Here is a 17,498-nt window from a genome sequence, read left to right on the forward strand (position 1 = left end):
AGCGGGAGCAAGCTCCCTCGCCACAGGGGCCGGTGCATTTTCCACATAATCTCCATATTTCCCCCACATTCCCACCACACCGCATCGCCAGACTCCCCCCCATCCAAACAGGGAGAGTCCCATGAACAAGAATCTGACCATCAAGCTCGGCGCCATTGCCCTGCTGATCCTGCTGTTGCTGATCCCGTTGCTGATGATCGACGGCGTCATCGACGAGCGTCAGCAACTGCGCGACGGCGTGCTCGAAGACATCGCCCGCAGTTCCAGTTATAGCCAGCAACTGAGCGGGCCGGTGATGGTGGTGCCGTATCGCAAAGTGATCCATAACTGGAAGACCCACGATAAAACCAACAAGCGCTATGACGAACCGACTGAGGAGCGCGGTCGTCTGTATTTCCTGCCGGAGCGCTTCGAACTCGACGGCCAGGTGCAGACCGAACTGCGCGCCCGGGGCATTTATGAAGCGCGGCTGTTTCACGCCGACAACCGCATCAACGGCCATTTCTCCTTGCCGGCGCAGTTGGGGATTAAAGAAGACTTCAGCGATTACCGTTTTGACGCGCCGTTCCTCGCGGTCGGTATCAGCGACATCCGCGGGATCGAAAACGCACTGCAACTGGAACTCGACGGCCAGCGCCTGGACTTCGTTCCGGGTACTCAAGTCGGCTGGCTCGGTGAAGGCGTTCGCGTGACGCTGCCGCTGCTGGACACCGGCAAAACCACCGAGCTGAGCTTTGGTTTCGACCTGCGCCTGCAAGGCACCGGTTCATTGCAGGTGTTGCCGGTGGGCAAGACCAGCAGCGTCAGCCTGACTGCCAACTGGCCGCACCCCAGTTTTGTCGGCAACTTCCTGCCGGGCAAACGGGAAATCACTGACGCCGGTTTCAGTGCTGACTGGCAGACCACATTCTTCTCTACCAACCTGCAAGACGCCATGAGCCGTTGCGTCAATAGCAACGAGTGCGAGGCGTTTACCGGCCGCAGCTTCGGCGTGAGTTTTATCGACCCGGTGGATCAGTACCTGAAAAGCGATCGGGCGATCAAATACGCGCTGCTGTTCATCGTCCTGACGTTCGCCGGTTTCTTCCTCTTCGAAGTGCTCAAGAGCCTGGCGGTGCACCCGGTGCAATACGCCTTGGTCGGCGTGGCGCTGGCGTTCTTTTACCTGTTACTGCTGTCGTTGTCGGAACACATCGGTTTTGCCCTGGCGTACGTGCTGTCGGCCAGTGGCTGCGTGCTACTGATCGGTTTCTATGTCAGTCATGTGCTGCGCAGCGCGTGGCATGGCTTGAGTTTTTCGGCCGGGCTGGCGGCGTTGTACGGCCTGCTTTATGGCTTGCTGAGCGCCGAGGATTACGCGCTGTTGATGGGCTCGCTGCTGCTGTTCGGCTTGCTCGGAGTGTTCATGGTGCTGACGCGCAAACTGGACTGGTATGGGATTGGGTTGAAACCGGCCAAACCGCTTGAGTTTGATGTGGAGGCGATGGGATGAGTGGGTTAAGAGATGAGCGAAGGGAAGTCGCGGTTTTGCTGACGCTGATTGTTGCAGCGCTACCGCCGGAGCCGAGTTGGTGCCATCGCTGGCAAGCCAGCTCCCACAGGATAGATGCCGACACACAGGTCAGCGGACTGTCCCGATTCAATGTGGGAGCTGGCTTGCCAGCGATGGGGTCAGATCAAGCGCCGCAGATTCAAGCCTTGGGCATTGTCGCAACCATGGACGGTCGCTGACTCACCTCAAAATACCAGTTGGCCAGTTGCGGATTGGCCGCGCGCCAGTCCAGGTCGGGGAAGCGCAGGTCGAGATAACCCAGCGCACACGCCACGCTGATCGCCGCGACATCGAAATGGCTGGTCAGCTCGGCAATCGCATCCTTTTCCAGCACGGCCAGGGCGCGACGAATCTTGTCGCGCTGGGCGTCGAGCCATTCGTCCCAGTGCTTCTCTACCGGACGCAAAACGGTTTCGTATCGCACCATCACCGAGGCATCCATGATCCCGTCGGCCATTGACGCCAAGGTCAGCCGGCGCCAGCGCGCCGCGCCTTCACGGGGGATCAGCGGGTTGCCGACGTGCTGCTGGTCGAGGTATTCGAGAATCACCCGGCTGTCATGGATGACATTGCCATCGGCCAGGCGCAGGGCGGGGATCTTGCTCAGCGGGTTGTCGGCGATCAGCGCCGGGTCCGGGCTGACCGGGCTGAGCACACAGTCCTGCAGCGCGACACGATCCTGCTGACCGGTTTCGTGCAGCAGCACCATGACTTTGCGCACGAACGGGGACAGGGTGTTGTGGTACAGGGTCATGCTGGGGGCGGACATGGGCAAGGTCTCGATCAGGACAATGATCGGGCAGCATAGCCTGTTACCGATCCCTTGTAGGAGTGAGCCTGCTCGCGATGACGTTGGGTCAGTCAACATCGATGTTGAACATTAGTCCGCTATCGCGAGCAGGCTCACTCCTACACGGGATTTCAGCTTCGCCGCATTAATCCCTTTATGGCCAAGACCGCCGGCACGCCAAGCCCGACCCAGCTCAACGCATCCCAGAGTCCGTCCCCGAGCAACGCCGCAAACAACCCCCCGGCACTGAGCAACGCAATCACAATCGGCGTGCTGAAGACTTTCCAGAAACTCGACTGACGCGGTTTCATGCCGAAGCCTCCGTGGTTTCCAGCACCGGTCTGGCCGCTTTGCGCCGCACCACCCACAGATACACGCCGCTGGCCAGCACGATGATGGTCAGCACATCCAGCGTCGCCCAAAGGATTTTCATCGGCATGCCGCCGTAATCACCGAAGTGCAGCGGCTGCGACATGCCCATGGCGTCCATGTACCACGGGCGTTCGGCCACGGCGGTGACTTGCAGGGTCGTGGCATCGATCAGCACCGGCGTCAGCAGGTGCGAGGTCAGGTGCGTGCCGCCCTTCATGAACACCGAGTAATGGTGTTCGCTGGAAAATCGTGTGCCGGGGAAAGCGATGAAGTCGGGTTTCATGCCCGGTGCCACTTCAGCGGCGATATCGAGCAGGCGCGTGGCCGGTGCCAGTCTGGTTAGCGGCGGTGCATCGCGATACGGCGCGATCAGCGTGGTCAGCGCGTCGTTGCGCCACGCGGCGATCAGCAGGTCGGCGCAGGCGCTGATCACCCCGGTCACCCCCACCACCAGGCACCACGTCAGCGTCACGATGCCAATCAGGTTATGCAGGTCGAGCCAGCGCAGGCGCGCGGATTTGTCCTGGCGCACGGTGCCGAACTTCAAGCGGCGCATGAACGGCAGGTACAGCACCGTTCCGGAGACAATCGCCACGACAAACAGCAGACCCATGAACGCCAGCAGCAGCTTGCCGGGCAATCCGGCAAACATGTCGACGTGCAGGCGCAGGATGAACAGCATCAAACCGCCGTTGGCCGAAGGCGTTTCCAGCGCTTCACCGGTGCGTGCATCGAGCATGAACGTGTGGGAAGCGTTCGGCTCGGTGCCGGCGGTTTTTGCCATGATGGTCAGCACGGCGTTCGGCTCATCGTCGTCGAAACCGAAGTACTGCACGACATCATCGGGGCGATGTTTTTCGGCCGCTGCGACCAACTGCGCCAGATTCAGCCGCGGTGTGTCGGCCGGCATCTCGCGCACTTCAGGCGCATCGCCGAGCAGGTGCTCGATCTCGTGATGGAAAATCAGCGGCAGACCGGTCAATGCCAGCATCAGCAAAAACACGGTGCAGATCAGGCTGGTCCAGGTGTGGATGAACGACCAGCGACGAATTGTTTTACTTTTCATTTCATGACCTTCAAAAGCACCAAAGCCGTCCACGGAGGACGGCCTGGTAACAGGGCCTGTTTCAGCTCACTGGCTTACCACTTGTAAGTCGCGCTGGCGACCACGCTGCGCTGGTCGCCGTAATAGCAATAGAAGCCGTCGCAGGTGGAAATGTAGTCTTTATCGAACAGGTTGGTCGCGTTGACTGCCAGCGACGCGCCTTTGAGGCTGTTGTCCAGGCGGCCGAGGTCGTAATGCACCGAAGCGTCGAACACGGTGTAGGCGTCAGCCTTGCCCAGCCAGCTGTTGGCCTTGTCGCCGTAGGTGTTGCCGGTGTAACGCACGCCGGCGCCCACGCCGAAACCGTCGAGCACGCCGGTGTGCCAGGTGTAGTCGGTCCACAGCGAGGCTTGCTGGTTCGGCATCAATTGCAGGCGGTTGCCCTTGTCGACGCCGTTCTGCACTTCGGACTTGGCCAGGGTGTAGGCGGCGATGACTTTCAGGTTGTCGGTCACGTCGGAGACCGCTTCCAGTTCCAGGCCCTTGACCTTCACTTCGCCGGCCTGGCTGGTGATCGAGACATTGTTGACGAAGGTGTTGACCGACACGTTCTTCTGGGTGAGGTCATACACGGCGGCGGTCAGCAGGGTCTTGCTGCCCGGTGGCTGGTATTTGATACCCAGTTCCCACTGCTTGCCTTCGGTTGGCTTGAGCGAACCGGTCGAGGTGGCGTCGGCACCCGTGGTCGGCTGGAAGGATTCGGCATACGACAGGTACGGTACAAATCCGTTGTCGAACACGTAGCTGAGCGCGGCGTTGCCGCTGAACTGTTTGTCGCGCTGGGTATTTGTCGCATCGCCCTTGTTGAAGAACTCAGTGCTGGTGTGCACCCAGTCTTCACGGCCGCCGAGGGTCAGGCGCCATTGGTCGAGGGCCATCTGGTCCTGGACGTAGAGACCGGTCTGGAAGGTTTTCTGGTTGTAGTCGTAAAACGCTGTGGAGCGCGCCGGGCGTACGATTGGCTGGCCGTAGATCGGCGTGATCACGTTGGTGGTCAGGCCATCGCCGAAGATTGAGGTGTAGTTGGTGTTGCTGCGCTGGTGGTCCAGGCCCAGCAGCAGGGTGTGGCGGATATCACCGGTAGAGAAGTCGGCCTGGAAGTTGTTGTCGACGGCGAACTGGCTGATGTCCTCGTCGACGCTCGTGCTGGTGCGGCCGACGTTGCCCTGCTCATCCACGGTCGTGAACGGGTAGGAACCAGGCGTCAGCGACTGGAACGACAAATCCGACTTGGTATAACGCAGGTTCTGCTTGAACTGCCAGACATCGTTCAACCGATGCTCAAAGGCGTAACCCAGCGCGTAGTAAGTGCGGTCGTAATATTCCCAGTCCGGATCGCCGAGATTTTTATGGTGAGAAATATCACCGAACGGCGATTTGATTTTGGTGCCCTGGATCGGCAAAAACTGGCTGGTGATGCCGGTATCGTCGCGGGTGAACTGGCTCAGCAGGGTGAATTTGGTGTCGTCATCGATATTCCAGGTCAGGCTCGGCGCGATGTTGTAGCGCTTGTTGTCGACATGATCGACCTGCGTGCCGCTGTCGCGCACCACGCCGCTGATGCCGTAGAGAAACTGCCCGGCGTCATCGATCTTGCCGGTGCTGGCAAAGTTGATCTGGCGATGATTGTCGCTGCCGTATTGCAGCTGGATTTCGCTGCTGGTTTCGGCGCTGGGACGCCGGCTGACCATGTCGAGCAGGCCGCCCGGCGGGGTCTGGCCGTACACCGACGAGGCCGGGCCGCGCAGCAGGGCGAGGCGGTCAAGGTTCCAGGTTTCCTGTTTCGGGTTGGCGTACACGCCTTTGGGCAGCGGCAGGCCATCGAGGAACTGGGTCGGTTCGAAACCGCGTACACGCAGCCAGTCGGTGCGTGTGTCGCTGCCATAGCTGCTGGCGGTGATACCCGGCATGTAGCGCACGGCGTCATCAAGGCTGTGCACGCTGCGGTCGTCCATTTGCTGACGGGTGGCAACGGAAATCGAACGCGGTGCTTCGACCAGTGCAGTGTCAGTCTTGGTACCGGCGGCGGTGCGGGTCGCGGTATAGCCCTCGACCGGGCCCCAGGCATTTTCCAGGTTTTCCACGCCGATGATCGCGGTTTCCGGCAGGGCCATCGTGCCGTCGGGCACGGCCACCAGGGTGAAGGTGCCGGCGCTGCTTTGTTCCAGTTGCAGACCGGTGCCGCGCAGCGCTGCACGCAGGGCGCCGGCAGGGTCATATTGACCGTTGACCGGCGCCGAGGTCTTGCCGGCCGCCAGCGACGGGTTCAGCGACAGCGCGAGGCCGCCCTGGCTGGCGATCTGGTTCAGCGTGGTCGACAGCGGCGCCGCCGGCAGGTTGTAGGCGCGCACGCTGGACGCTTGTTCAGCAGCGAGCAGCGGGCCGCTGATCAGCGGCGTGCCGCAAGCGATGGCAATGGCAAGCAGACTGGGACGCAACAAGGTGTCTAGCGAACGGGACATACGGCGGCTCCTGAATGGAAATATTTCTCAATTGCCTGTGTGCCGGACGAGATTCGAAAAGTGATAGGGCTGGGTGGAAATTATTTTGTTTCGCTGCAAAGCAGCGATTTTCTAGCGGATGCAAAGTCTTGTGGCGAGGGAGCTTGCTCCCGCTTGAGCGCGTAGCGGTCCCCGGCATTTTTTCCGCGCGATTGCATTGGCGGTTTAGCGACGGCTTCGCCGCCGAGCGGGAGCAAGCTCCCTCGCCACAGGCTCAACTCAAACTCAGGGTTTGGTCTCAGCCTTCGCCACAGTCACCCAATACTGTGTATGCCGCTCGATCTGCACTGGCAGGGTCGGCAGCAATGCACTCAGCGCTTTATCGGTGTCATGCAACGGGAAGCTGCCGGTGATGCGCAGGTCCGCCACGTCCGGCGCCACGCCCAGATGGCCGCGCCGATAGCGTCCCAGCTCCTGCACCAGATCCCCTAGCCGCGCGTTATCCACCACCAGCATGCCGCGCGTCCACGCATCGGCGCCGGGGTTGAGCGCGACAATTGAGCCCAGCCCGTCGCTGCGCAGCAGCACTTGCTGGCCTTCGCGCAGAATCTGTTCTGCCGGGTTGCCTTGCGCCTGTGCGGCGACCGCCGACTGCAACACGCTCAGGCGCGTGCCTTGCTCTTCGCGCTTGACCAGAAACCGTGTACCCAGAGCGCGCATGCTGCCTTCGCGGGTTTCGACGATGAACGGCCGCGCATCGCCATGGCCAGTCTCGACGAGGATTTCGCCTTCCTGCAGCACGACCAAACGGCGCTGCTCATCGAAGCGCACATCCACCGCGCTGTGGGTGTTGAGATTGAGCAGGGTGCCGTCGGGCAAGCGCAGGGTGCGCTGTTCGCCGGTAGCGGTGCGCTGATCGGCGAGCCAGTAGTCCAGCGGCAGATAATGCTCACTGACAAATAACCCCAGACCGATGATCACGACGACGCTGGCCAGCCCGCTGCCGAGTTTGCGCACGCGCCGACGGATGCCTTCGCGCGATTGCAGCAACGCACTGCGCGCCGGGCCCTTGGCGACGCTGAAACGCTGATCGAGCATGCCCAACTGGCGCCAGGCGCGGGCATGCTCTTCATGGGCCGCGTGCCATTTGGCGAATTCCTCACGTTCCAGCACGGTGCTCGAATCGAGGGTCAACTGCCAGGCAATCGCCGCGTCCAGCACATGGGCCGGTACCGGTCTGGAACTGGCCGGGCTCATGTCGGCTCACCGTACAGCGCCACGTAACACTGGCGCAGGCCTTGCGCCAGATACTGCCGCACGCGCGGCACCGAGACGCCCAGCTTGTCGGCGATTTCGGCATGGCTGAGGCCATCGAGGCGGTTATAAAGGAAGGCGGCGCGAGCCTTGGTCGACAGCTTGCCGAGCAGGCGGTCGATGGCCTTGAGGTCGTCGAGGATCATCTGCTGTTCTTCCACCGACGGTTGTTCGCCTGCGGGGATCAGCATCAACTCGGTGAGGTAGGCCTGTTCCAGCGCGGCGCGACGGAAATAATCGAACAGCAGGCCTTTGGCGATCGCCACCAGAAATGCCCGTGGCTCACGTGGTGTCAGCAGCTCGTCGCGGTTGAGCAGGCGCACAAAGGTGTCCTGGCTCAAATCTTCGGCACGCTGCGGGCAGGCGACATTGCGCCGCAACCACGCCAGCAGCCAAGCGCGATGATCGCGATACATCGCACCGACGAGCTCACTGCGGGGACTTGGGACTGATGACACCGGACATCACCGATTGGGAAATATTAACTAACGCGAATTGTTCGCGATTCTGGCAGAGGTGGGAATGGTTAGCAATTGGCCACTGGTCAGGTGATATGAGGCAACGCGCTGCCTTGTGGAAGCGAGCCTGCTCATGAAGGCGGCCGGACAGGCGCCGAAAAGCTAGAAGGACGGCGCCTGCTGCCGTCGCTTCCACTGACCCAGCCGCTGCTGCAAATTCAACGGACTATGAATCTGCTGCGCCCGCGCCCGGCTGAACAGAATCAACGCCAGTTCCGCCGTGGCCAGCGCATCGGCACTCGCGTTATGCCGCTCGAACACTTCAAGCCGGAACCACTCGATCCATTCATCCAGGCCGGCTTCGCGAATGTTCGCTTGTGGACACAACAGTGGCGCGATATCCGCCACGTCCAGAAACACATGCTGCAACTTATGCCCCAGATGTTCCTTCAACGCGCGCCCGAGCATGTGCTGATCGAACGGCGCATGAAACGCCAGCAACGGGCTGTCGCCGACAAATTCCATGAACTCCACGAGGGCCTCGGCCGGGTCACTGCCGGCGGCAATCGCATTTGGCCCCAACCCATGAATCAGCACGCTTGGGCTGACCTTCAACTCACTACATTGCAAGGTGCGCTCGAACTGCTGGCTGAAATCAACCGCGCCGTCCTCGATGGCCACCGCGCCAATCGACAGCACGCGGTCCTTGTTGATATTGAGGCCGGTGGTTTCCAGATCCAGCACCACCCAACGCTGCTCGCGCAGGCTGCATTCGCTCAGCCCGGTGATGACTGGCAACTTTGCCAGACGCTGTTGCAGCGCCGCCGGCACTACAGGACTGGCCGGGCGCAGCCAGGAAAACAGGCTCATAGCTGATACCGCAAGGTCAGGCTGCTTTGCAGACGCTGCGCCTGGCGCAGGGATTCACGCAGGATGCGCCGGTCCAGATGATTGAGGCTGTCGGGATCGACGCGGTTGGAGTACGGCAGATTCTCGCGGGTCTGTAATTGATGCTGTTGCATCCGCGTTTGCTGAATGAAGTGATAGGCCTCTTCGTATGCGGCGCCGTCCAGCGGCTCGATCACCTCTTTGTCCACCAGTTGGCGGAAGCGTTCGAGGGTGTTGTTGGCGTCGATGCCGTTGGCCAGCGCCAGCAAGCGGGCGCCATCCACGAACGGCGTCAGGCCCTGGATTTTCAGATCCAGCGTGGCTTTCTCGCCATTCTTGCGTGCCAGCACGAACTCACGGAATCGGCCCACCGGCGGGCGATTGCGCAGCGCGTTTTCAGCCAGCATGCGCTGGAACAAACGGTTGTCGCCGACCTGCTCGAGAATGCCTCGGCGCAATTGCTCGCAGCCTTGCTCATCGCCCCAGACCACGCGCAGGTCGAAATAAATGCTTGAGCCCAACAGGTTCTCTGGCGTCGCCTCTCGAATAAATGCCGCGAAGCGCCGCGCCCATTCGGCCCGCGACAGACACAGCTCGGGGTTGCCGGCCATGATGTTGCCCTTGCACAGGGTGAAGCCACACTGCGCCAGACTCTGGTTGATCTGCTGGGCAATCGGCAGCAACCTGCCGCGGATCTCCGCTGCGTGCACCGCATCGCGGGCGTCGAACAGGATGCCGTTGTCCTGATCGGTGTGCAGCGTTTGCTCGCGGCGACCTTCACTGCCGAAACACAACCAGCTGAACGGTACGCCGGGATCGCCTTTTTCGGCGAGGGTCAGCTCGATCACCCGGCATACGGTGTGATCGTTGAGCAAGGTGATGATGTGAGTGATCTGCGTTGAGGATGCGCCGTGGGCGAGCATGCGTTCGACCAGTTGGCCGATCTCACCGCGCAGGATCACCAGTTGCTCAACCCGCTGGGCACTGCGAATCGTTCGGGCCAGGTGGACCAGATCGACCCGTTGCAGACTGAACAGATCGCGCTCGGAGACCACGCCACACAGGCGCTGATCCTTGACCAGGCAAACGTGCGCAATGTGCCGCTCGGTCATGGCGATCGCTGCGTCGAATGCGCTGTGATCCGGTGACAGATAGAATGGCGCGCGGGTCATATGCTGTTCGATGGCATCGCTGAAATCGCCGGCACCTTCGGCCACCACATGGCGTAGATCGCGCAGAGTAAAAATCCCCAGCGGCGCCTTGTGCTCATCCACCGCGACGATGCTGCCGACCTGTTGCTCGTGCATCAGCTTTACCGCCTCGCGCAATGGCGTGTCCGCGCTGCACGTTACCGGATGCCGCATCGCCAGCTCACCCAGTCGGGTGTTCAGCGAATATTGCGTGCCGAGGGTTTCCACGGCTTTTTGCTGCACCTGCTGGTTGACCTGATCGAGCAGGCTGCTGACCCCGCGCAAAGCGAAATCACGGAAGGTGCTGGAGAGCGCGAACAGTTTGATGAACGCCAGTTTGTTCAGTTGCAGGCAAAAAGTATCTTCGCCCGCCAGATGTTCGGTGCGTGTGGCGCGCTCACCGAGCAGGGCCGCCAGCGGAAAGCATTCGCCGGTGGTGATTTCAAAGGTGGTTTCGGTGCCGGGTTTGGTGATGTGCTGGCGTTCGCCGACCACGCGACCCTGCTTGACGATATGGAAATGTTCGACCGGGCCGTCGGCGGGTTTGATGATGCTCTCGCCCTGGGCGAAAAAACGCAGCTGACATTGCTCCACCAGATAAGCGAGGTGGGCGTGTTCCATCTGATTGAAGGGCGGGAAGCGCTGGAGGAATTGCAGGGTGCCCTGAATATTCTGCAAAACCGCGGTTTTCCCTGCCTGGGTGAAGGCGTCCGCTTTACTCATAACCATTACCGCAGTCTTTTTCGAATTGTTGTTGTCGGATCGTGGCAACCATGGTCTTCCCCCACAGGCGGGGTGCCCATTGGACGTAAGTCTAGGTTTTGCCACCATTGGCAACATTTCGGAAATACCCTACGCAAAAGCCCGGAAAAGCGTGCCGTTGCCCCTTGGAAAAAAATCCGACGAAGTGCACATTGAAGCGCTGTCTGGCGATGTCTGACGACTTGCCAGATGATTGTTTGGAACACTTAGAGAACGCCATGTCCGACCACGATATTTTGAGCGATGCCGAGCGTGAAGCGCTCAGCGCAGTGATGCTCGAACCCGATCTGCCGCCGCAGCGTGTCTTGATCGTCGACGACGACAAGGATGCCCGGGAACTGTTGTCGGAAATTCTCGCGCTGGACGGGATTCGCTGCATGACCGCGGCCAGCGGTGAAACCGCGCTGAAAATGCTCGACGAAAAGCCTTCGATCGGGCTGGTGATTACCGATCTGCGCATGGGCAATGTCGATGGCCTGGAGCTGATCCGGCAGGTTCGTGAATCGGTGCGGGCAGCGATGCCGATCATCATTGTCTCCGGCGATGCCGACGTGAAAGACGCGATCGAGGCGATGCATCTGAGCGTGGTGGATTTTCTGCTCAAGCCGATTGATACAGTGAAGTTGCTCGGTCTGGTGAAACACGAATTGGGTATAGAACCCTAGACGAACTCCACTGCTCAGAAGATCTTTTGTGGCGAGGGAGCTTGCTCCCGCTGGGCCGCGAAGCGGCCCCAATCAAAGCAACCACAGCTATCCAGACACACTGCATTCAGTGAATTTACGACTGCTGCGCAGCCGAGCGGGAGCAAGCTCCCTCGCCACAGGTTCTGTCATTCGCCAAGAAACGATGGGGTATCAAAAACAGAAAGGCCCTGATCTCTCGATCAGGGCCTTTTTCATTTTCAGCATCAACGCACGTTACAGACCGTTGGCCTTCTTGAACTCACGACGACGACGGTGCAGCACCGGCTCGGTGTAGCCGTTCGGCTGTTGGGTGCCTTCGATCACCAGTTCGACCGCCGCCTGGAAGGCGATGTTGCTGTCGAAATCCGGAGCGAGCGGACGATACAGCGGGTCGTTGGCGTTCTGACGGTCGACCACTGGCGCCATGCGCTTGAGGCTTTCCATGACCTGGTCCTGGGTGACGATGCCGTGGCGCAACCAGTTGGCGATGTGCTGGCTGGAAATACGCAGCGTCGCACGGTCTTCCATCAGGCCGATGTCATTGATGTCCGGCACTTTCGAACAACCGACGCCCTGATCGATCCAGCGCACCACGTAGCCAAGAATGCCCTGGGCGTTATTGTCCAGTTCGTGCTTGATCTGCTCTGGCGTCCAGTTCGGGTTCACTGCCAGCGGGATGGTCAGGATGTCGTCCACCGAGGCGCGGGCGCGTTTGGCCAGTTCGGCCTGACGGGCGAACACGTCGACCTTGTGATAATGCAGCGCGTGCAGCGCTGCGGCGGTCGGCGATGGCACCCAGGCGGTGTTGGCGCCGGCCAGTGGGTGAGCGATTTTCTGTTCAAGCATCGCAGCCATCAGGTCCGGCATCGCCCACATGCCTTTACCGATTTGTGCGCGACCTTGCAGGCCGGTGCTCAAACCGATATCGACGTTCCAGTTCTCATAGGCGCCGATCCACTTCTCGGTCTTCATATCAGCCTTGCGCACCACTGGGCCGGCTTCCATGGAGGTGTGGATTTCGTCGCCGGTGCGGTCGAGGAAACCGGTGTTGATGAACACCACGCGCTCGCTCGCGGCCTGGATGCAGGCCTTGAGGTTGACCGTGGTGCGGCGTTCCTCGTCCATGATCCCGACTTTCAGAGTGTTGCGCGGCAAGCGCAGGACATCTTCGATGCGCCCGAACAGCTCGTTGGTGAACGCGGCTTCTTCCGGGCCATGCATTTTCGGTTTGACGATGTAGACCGAACCGGTGCGGGTGTTGCGCCGCGAAGTATTGCCGTTGAGGTTGTGCACCGCCGCCAGGCAAGTGACCAGGCCGTCGAGGATGCCTTCCGGCACTTCGTTGCCGTGCTTGTCGAGGATCGCGTCGATGGTCATCAGGTGACCGACGTTACGCACGAACAACAGCGAACGGCCGTGCAAGGTGACTTCACCGCCATCAGGCGCGGTGTAGGTGCGATCCGGGTTCATGGTGCGGGTGAAGGTCTGGCCGCCCTTGGCGACTTCTTCCGCCAGGTCGCCCTTCATCAGGCCAAGCCAGTTGCGGTAGATCACCACTTTGTCGTCGGCATCGACGGCGGCCACGGAGTCTTCGCAGTCCATGATGGTGGTCAGCGCCGCTTCCATCAGGATGTCTTTGACGCCGGCCGCGTCGGTCTGGCCGACCGGGGTGCTGGCATCGATCTGGATTTCGAAGTGCAGGCCGTTGTGCTTGAGCAGAATCGCGATCGGCGCGTTGGCGTCGCCCTGGAAACCGATCAGCTGAGCGTCATCGCGCAGGCCGCTGTTGCTGCCGCCCTTCAGCGTTACCACCAGTTTGCCGTCAGCGATTTTGTAGCCGGTCGAATCGACGTGGGAACCGGCAGCCAGCGGTGCCGCTTCGTCGAGGAAGGCCCGGGCGAAGGCGATGACTTTGTCGCCACGCACCTTGTTGTAGCCTTTGCCTTTTTCCGCGCCACCTTCTTCGCTGATCGCGTCGGTGCCGTAGAGGGCGTCATACAGTGAACCCCAGCGAGCGTTCGAGGCATTGAGTGCGAAGCGAGCATTCATCACCGGCACCACGAGTTGCGGGCCGGCGGTACGGGCGATTTCATCGTCGACGTTTTGCGTCGTGGCCTGGAAATCAGCCGCTTCTGGCAGCAGATACCCGATCTCTTGCAGGAAAGCCTTGTACGCCACGGTGTCGTGAGCCTGGCCGGCATGCTGCTGGTGCCAGGCATCGATGCGCGCCTGGAAGTCGTCGCGTTTGGCGAGTAGGGCTTTGTTCTTCGGCGCCAGGTCGTGAATGACCTTGTCGGCACCGTCCCAGAATTGTTCGGCGGTGAGGCCGGTACCGGGAATGGCTTCGTTGTTCACGAAGTCGAACAGGACTTTGGCGACCTGCAGGCCACCGACTTGAACGTGTTCAGTCATTGCTTGCCTCACTCTGCTCAGCTATTTCGCTTTTCAGCTCTTCAATTTGGCAATGAAGCCTCGGGCCATTTAAACCACAAACCTGCCGACCAGTACATGCCATTGCGGGCGGCTGGGCTGGGACCAATCAACGGCTTGGGGGCCTTGCTGACAGGGCTTTCAGGGTTGCGGACGGGCCTTGGGCAGACATCGATCCAGCGTTATGTAGTGCGCGCTGCGGCATACTACATGATGAGTTGCGCTTGTGAAAATCAGACTAATTACGTCGTTCTGCGACCTCATGTCGCATTGCGGTCACATCGCGGAACGGGATGTTCTCAAAAAACTGTTGGATTGTTCCAGCTAAATATCGAAAGTTGTACACATAAATGCTGTTTGGCTGCTATGGCGCAGTTTTTGGTGCGTCCGCGGTTGTGGCAAGGGTTGCTCCCGCCGTCCGCTGCTGTGGCCATGAAGCTTGCCCCGCCGTTCGCTATTGCGGCGAGGGAGCTTGCTCCCGCTCGGCTGCGCAGCAGTCGTCAAGGCGTTATGCAGAAAGGGCGTCCTGCGGCCACCAGCGGGAGCAAGCTCCCTCGCCACAGGGGTACCTGCCGCAATGCAGCCGAATCCATGCCCTTGCCTATACTTGCCCTTCGATAACAAAAGTCATGACAAGAGGGCTGCGCCATGGACCATCTCGTACTCACGGTTTTCGCCCCGGACAAGCCCGGGCAGGTCGAGCGCATCGCCCAGTGCATTGCCGAGCACGGCGGCAACTGGCTGGAAAGCCGCATGTCGCGGATGGCGGGGCAATTCGCGGGGATTCTGCGTGTGGGTGTGCCGGCGGAGGCTTACGACGAATTAGTCGATTCCTTACAGGCGCTGGCGGCGCACGGTATCCGCGTGCTGATCGCCGAGAGCGGTGTCGAGCAATCCTGCACCTGGAAACCGATCGCCATGGAACTGGTTGGCAATGATCGCCCCGGCATCGTGCGCGACATCACACGGTTGTTGAGCGAGCAGGGCGTGAATCTGGAAAGGCTGGTGACGGAGGTGCGTCCGGCCCCGATGAGCAGCGAATCGCTGTTTCACGCCGAAGCAACACTCGCGGTGCCGCTGACGTTATCGCTGGACGCCTTGCAAGCGCGGCTGGAAACCCTGGCCGATGACCTGATGGTCGAGTTGGTGTTACGCACAGACGTTTAACGGCCGTTGAGGTTATCCAGTTTTAACGTGCACCTGCCTGTGGATAACCTGTAGAGACAGCCCGCAACCCCATAGTGGCCGTGGCTTTGCCAAGGTTGATCAAAAAACCGCCAGTTATCAGTGAGTTGCACACAAACGGCGGGGATCACGCTGTGGATAACCTTGGGAAGGAACGGTGCAGGCCACGAGAACCGTGGCCTGTGGAGGTTTGTGCGTTTTTTGATCAGCTGCGCCGGCGCAGACTTATCCACGCATCGACGCTGTAAACGGCCAGACCGGCCCAGATAAACATGAACGCCACCAGCGTGCTGGACGACAAGTGCTCGCCGAACAGCAGCACAGCTTGCAGCAGTACAAGCGTCGGCGCGATGTATTGCAGGAAACCGATGGTGGTGTAGGGCAGATGGCGGGTGGCGGCGTTGAAACACACCAGCGGCACCAATGTCACCGGCCCGGCGGCCACCAGCCACCAGGCCTCGGAGGTAGTCCAGAATGCCGGTTGCACGCTGGTCGCGGTCTGGTTGAACAACAACCAGGCGATAGCGATCGGCACCAGCATCCAGGTTTCCACCACCAGCCCCGGCAATGCCTTGACCGGCGCCTGCTTGCGGATCAGCCCGTAGAAACCGAACGTCAGCGCCAGGGCCAGCGACACCCACGGCAAACTGCCGACCTGCCACACCTGCTGCGCCACGCCAACGGCCGCCAGGCCGACCGCCACCCACTGCATGCGCCGCAGACGCTCACCGAGAATCACCATGCCCAACAGCACATTGACCAGCGGATTGATGTAGTAACCCAGGCTGGCCTCAAGCATGCGGCCGTTATTCACCGACCAGACGTAGGTCAGCCAGTTGGCCGCGATCAGCGTGCCGCTCAAGGCGAGAATCGCCAGACGCTTGGGATTGTCGAGCAACTCGCGCAGCCAGCCGGGGTGCTTCCACACCATCAGCAACAGCGCGCCGAACAGCGCCGACCACAGCACTCGATGAATGATGATCTCGACGGCCGGCACTTCGGCGATGGCTTTGAAATAGATCGGGAACAGGCCCCAGATGATGTAGGCGCTCAGGCCCAGAATGTACCCGCGACGCGGGTTGGCGGCTTGCATGCAGAATCCTTGCTCAGGCAACTGACAAAGGAGGGATTGTAAGGAGATTTGTCTGCAAATGCCTGAACCGATTGGTCAGTAATGAATGAAAACAAACCCATGTGGGAGCGAGCTTGCTCGCGAAGGCGGACTAACATTCAACATCGATGTTGCCTGACATGACGTCTTCGCGAGCAAGCTCGCTCCCACAGGTTGCCCTGCGGTGTCAGAACAGTTTCAGCGGCTCTTCATTGAGCGCCGCCAGTTGCTCACGCAACGCCAACACCTGATCGCCCCAATACCGTTCCGTACCAAACCACGGAAAGCTGTGCGGAAACGCCGGGTCATCCCAGCGCCGCGCCAGCCAGGCGCTGTAGTGCATCAGGCGCAGGGCGCGCAGCGGTTCGATCAGCGCCAGTTCGCGCGGGTCAAAATCGTGGAATTCGTTGTAGCCGTCCATCAACTCCGACAACTGCCCCAGACATTCCTGACGATCGCCGGCGAGCATCATCCAGATGTCCTGCACCGCCGGACCCATGCGGCAGTCGTCGAGGTCGACGATGTGGAACATCTCGTCGCGGCACATCATGTTGCCGGGGTGGCAGTCGCCGTGCATGCGGATGTTCTGGTGCGGCGTGGCGGCATAGACGTCTTCGACGCGCTTGAGCAGGTCGCGGGCGACGGACTCATAGGCCGGCAGCAGGCTTTTCGGAATGAAGTTGCCTTCGAGCAGGGTCTTCAGCGAAGCATGACCGAAGTTCTGCACGGCGAGGGCTTCACGGTGTTCGAATGGCTTGGTGCCGCCCACCGCATGCATGCGCCCGAGCAACTGACCGAGACGGTACAGCTGATCGAGATTGCCCGGCTCCGGCGCGCGGCCACCACGGCGCGGGAACAGGGTGAAACGGAAGCCGGCATGTTCGTGCAGGGTTTCGCCGTTATGGATCAGCGGCGCGACCACCGGAATGTCGATGTCTGCCAGTTCGAAGGTGAACTGGTGTTCTTCGAGGATGGCTTCGTTGGCCCAGCGCTGCGGACGATAGAACTTGGCGATCAGCGGCTCGGAATCTTCGATGCCGACCTGGTAAACGCGATTCTCGTAGCTGTTGAGCGCCAGAATGCGTGCATCACTCAGAAACCCGATGCTTTCAACGGCATCAAGGACGAGGTCGGGTGTGAGGGTTTCAAACGGGTGGGCCATGCTGACTCCTGCGCGCAGCAGGCTGCTGCGTCCGGCCCGGCATGGTAGCGCA

14 protein-coding genes are annotated in these 17,498 nt (G+C 60.7%); 3 read left to right on the forward strand and 11 right to left on the reverse strand.

Translation table 11 applies throughout. The features are described 5' to 3' along the window. Nucleotides 1-121 precede the first annotated feature (121 nt). The gene (creD, locus tag HU743_RS14055) at nt 122-1,492 is read left to right on the forward strand and encodes a cell envelope integrity protein CreD (RefSeq protein ID WP_186649239.1); all 1,371 of its coding nucleotides are present in this window, start codon (nt 122-124) and stop codon (nt 1,490-1,492) included. Nucleotides 1,493-1,691: 199 nt separating this feature from the next. Here creD and HU743_RS14060 read toward each other — a convergent pair whose 3' ends face one another. From HU743_RS14060 to HU743_RS14095, 8 genes are all read right to left on the reverse strand, one after another. Further along, entirely contained in the window at nt 1,692-2,321 is a 630-nt protein-coding gene (locus tag HU743_RS14060; protein ID WP_186649242.1) for a glutathione S-transferase, read from the reverse strand. Between the two features lie 152 nt (nt 2,322-2,473). Next, nucleotides 2,474-2,653 (reverse strand): hypothetical protein, encoded by a 180-nt coding sequence (locus tag HU743_RS14065; RefSeq protein ID WP_186631511.1) that lies wholly within the window; start codon nt 2,651-2,653, stop codon nt 2,474-2,476. Continuing rightward, entirely contained in the window at nt 2,650-3,780 is a 1,131-nt protein-coding gene (locus HU743_RS14070) for a PepSY domain-containing protein (protein ID WP_186649245.1), read from the reverse strand. The genes HU743_RS14065 and HU743_RS14070 overlap by 4 nt, the downstream gene beginning before the upstream one ends. A gap of 74 nt (nt 3,781-3,854) precedes the next feature. Further along, on the reverse strand, nt 3,855-6,281 hold the full coding sequence (locus tag HU743_RS14075) for a TonB-dependent siderophore receptor (protein ID WP_186649248.1): 2,427 nt from the start codon (nt 6,279-6,281) through the stop codon (nt 3,855-3,857). A gap of 264 nt (nt 6,282-6,545) precedes the next feature. Further along, nucleotides 6,546-7,517 carry a FecR family protein gene (locus HU743_RS14080; RefSeq protein ID WP_186649251.1) on the reverse strand — a complete coding sequence of 324 codons (972 nt, stop codon included), beginning with the start codon at nt 7,515-7,517 and terminating at the stop codon, nt 6,546-6,548. Beyond that, nucleotides 7,514-7,990, reverse strand: coding sequence for an RNA polymerase sigma factor (locus tag HU743_RS14085; RefSeq protein WP_189684247.1), 477 nt, complete (start codon nt 7,988-7,990; stop codon nt 7,514-7,516). Before HU743_RS14085 ends, HU743_RS14080 begins: the two co-directional genes overlap by 4 nt. Before the next feature lie 204 nt (nt 7,991-8,194). Beyond that, entirely contained in the window at nt 8,195-8,902 is a 708-nt protein-coding gene (locus HU743_RS14090; RefSeq protein WP_186649254.1) for a 3'-5' exonuclease, read from the reverse strand. Then, on the reverse strand, nt 8,899-10,839 hold the full coding sequence (locus HU743_RS14095; protein WP_186621063.1) for a DUF294 nucleotidyltransferase-like domain-containing protein: 1,941 nt from the start codon (nt 10,837-10,839) through the stop codon (nt 8,899-8,901). Before HU743_RS14095 ends, HU743_RS14090 begins: the two co-directional genes overlap by 4 nt. A gap of 251 nt (nt 10,840-11,090) precedes the next feature. Between HU743_RS14095 and HU743_RS14100 the strand changes: the two genes are divergently transcribed. Next, entirely contained in the window at nt 11,091-11,537 is a 447-nt protein-coding gene (locus HU743_RS14100) for a response regulator (protein WP_186549179.1), read from the forward strand. Between the two features lie 255 nt (nt 11,538-11,792). Here the strand turns inward: HU743_RS14100 and HU743_RS14105 are convergent, their stop codons facing one another. Beyond that, on the reverse strand, nt 11,793-13,970 hold the full coding sequence (locus HU743_RS14105) for a malate synthase G (RefSeq protein WP_186649256.1): 2,178 nt from the start codon (nt 13,968-13,970) through the stop codon (nt 11,793-11,795). 666 nt (nt 13,971-14,636) lie between these two features. Here HU743_RS14105 and HU743_RS14110 point away from each other — a divergent pair. Then, nucleotides 14,637-15,155, forward strand: a complete 519-nt coding sequence (locus HU743_RS14110; RefSeq protein WP_186649259.1) for a glycine cleavage system protein R — start codon at nt 14,637-14,639, stop codon at nt 15,153-15,155. Nucleotides 15,156-15,378: 223 nt separating this feature from the next. Here the strand turns inward: HU743_RS14110 and rarD are convergent, their stop codons facing one another. Both rarD and HU743_RS14120 read right to left on the reverse strand, forming a co-directional pair. Further along, nucleotides 15,379-16,266 carry an EamA family transporter RarD gene (gene rarD, locus HU743_RS14115; protein WP_186549172.1) on the reverse strand — a complete coding sequence of 296 codons (888 nt, stop codon included), beginning with the start codon at nt 16,264-16,266 and terminating at the stop codon, nt 15,379-15,381. Between the two features lie 205 nt (nt 16,267-16,471). Then, entirely contained in the window at nt 16,472-17,446 is a 975-nt protein-coding gene (locus HU743_RS14120) for a serine/threonine protein kinase (RefSeq protein WP_186649271.1), read from the reverse strand. Between the last annotated feature and the right edge of the window lie 52 nt (nt 17,447-17,498).

The sequence above is a fragment of the Pseudomonas sp. SWRI99 genome, assembly GCF_014270125.1.
Taxonomy (GTDB): domain Bacteria; phylum Pseudomonadota; class Gammaproteobacteria; order Pseudomonadales; family Pseudomonadaceae; genus Aquipseudomonas; species Aquipseudomonas hamedanensis.

Excerpts from the sequence above, each read along its gene's own strand:
- creD (WP_186649239.1), top strand. The coding sequence starts at position 122 with ATGAACAAGAATCTGACCATCAAGCTCGGCGCCATTGCCCTGCTGATC.
- HU743_RS14060 (WP_186649242.1), bottom strand. The coding sequence starts at position 2,321 with ATGTCCGCCCCCAGCATGACCCTGTACCACAACACCCTGTCCCCGTTC.
- HU743_RS14065 (WP_186631511.1), bottom strand. The coding sequence starts at position 2,653 with ATGAAACCGCGTCAGTCGAGTTTCTGGAAAGTCTTCAGCACGCCGATT.
- HU743_RS14070 (WP_186649245.1), bottom strand. The coding sequence starts at position 3,780 with ATGAAAAGTAAAACAATTCGTCGCTGGTCGTTCATCCACACCTGGACC.
- HU743_RS14075 (WP_186649248.1), bottom strand. The coding sequence starts at position 6,281 with ATGTCCCGTTCGCTAGACACCTTGTTGCGTCCCAGTCTGCTTGCCATT.
- HU743_RS14080 (WP_186649251.1), bottom strand. The coding sequence starts at position 7,517 with ATGAGCCCGGCCAGTTCCAGACCGGTACCGGCCCATGTGCTGGACGCG.
- HU743_RS14085 (WP_189684247.1), bottom strand. The coding sequence starts at position 7,990 with ATGTATCGCGATCATCGCGCTTGGCTGCTGGCGTGGTTGCGGCGCAAT.
- HU743_RS14090 (WP_186649254.1), bottom strand. The coding sequence starts at position 8,902 with ATGAGCCTGTTTTCCTGGCTGCGCCCGGCCAGTCCTGTAGTGCCGGCG.
- HU743_RS14095 (WP_186621063.1), bottom strand. The coding sequence starts at position 10,839 with ATGGTTATGAGTAAAGCGGACGCCTTCACCCAGGCAGGGAAAACCGCG.
- HU743_RS14100 (WP_186549179.1), top strand. The coding sequence starts at position 11,091 with ATGTCCGACCACGATATTTTGAGCGATGCCGAGCGTGAAGCGCTCAGC.
- HU743_RS14105 (WP_186649256.1), bottom strand. The coding sequence starts at position 13,970 with ATGACTGAACACGTTCAAGTCGGTGGCCTGCAGGTCGCCAAAGTCCTG.
- HU743_RS14110 (WP_186649259.1), top strand. The coding sequence starts at position 14,637 with ATGGACCATCTCGTACTCACGGTTTTCGCCCCGGACAAGCCCGGGCAG.
- rarD (WP_186549172.1), bottom strand. The coding sequence starts at position 16,266 with ATGCAAGCCGCCAACCCGCGTCGCGGGTACATTCTGGGCCTGAGCGCC.
- HU743_RS14120 (WP_186649271.1), bottom strand. The coding sequence starts at position 17,446 with ATGGCCCACCCGTTTGAAACCCTCACACCCGACCTCGTCCTTGATGCC.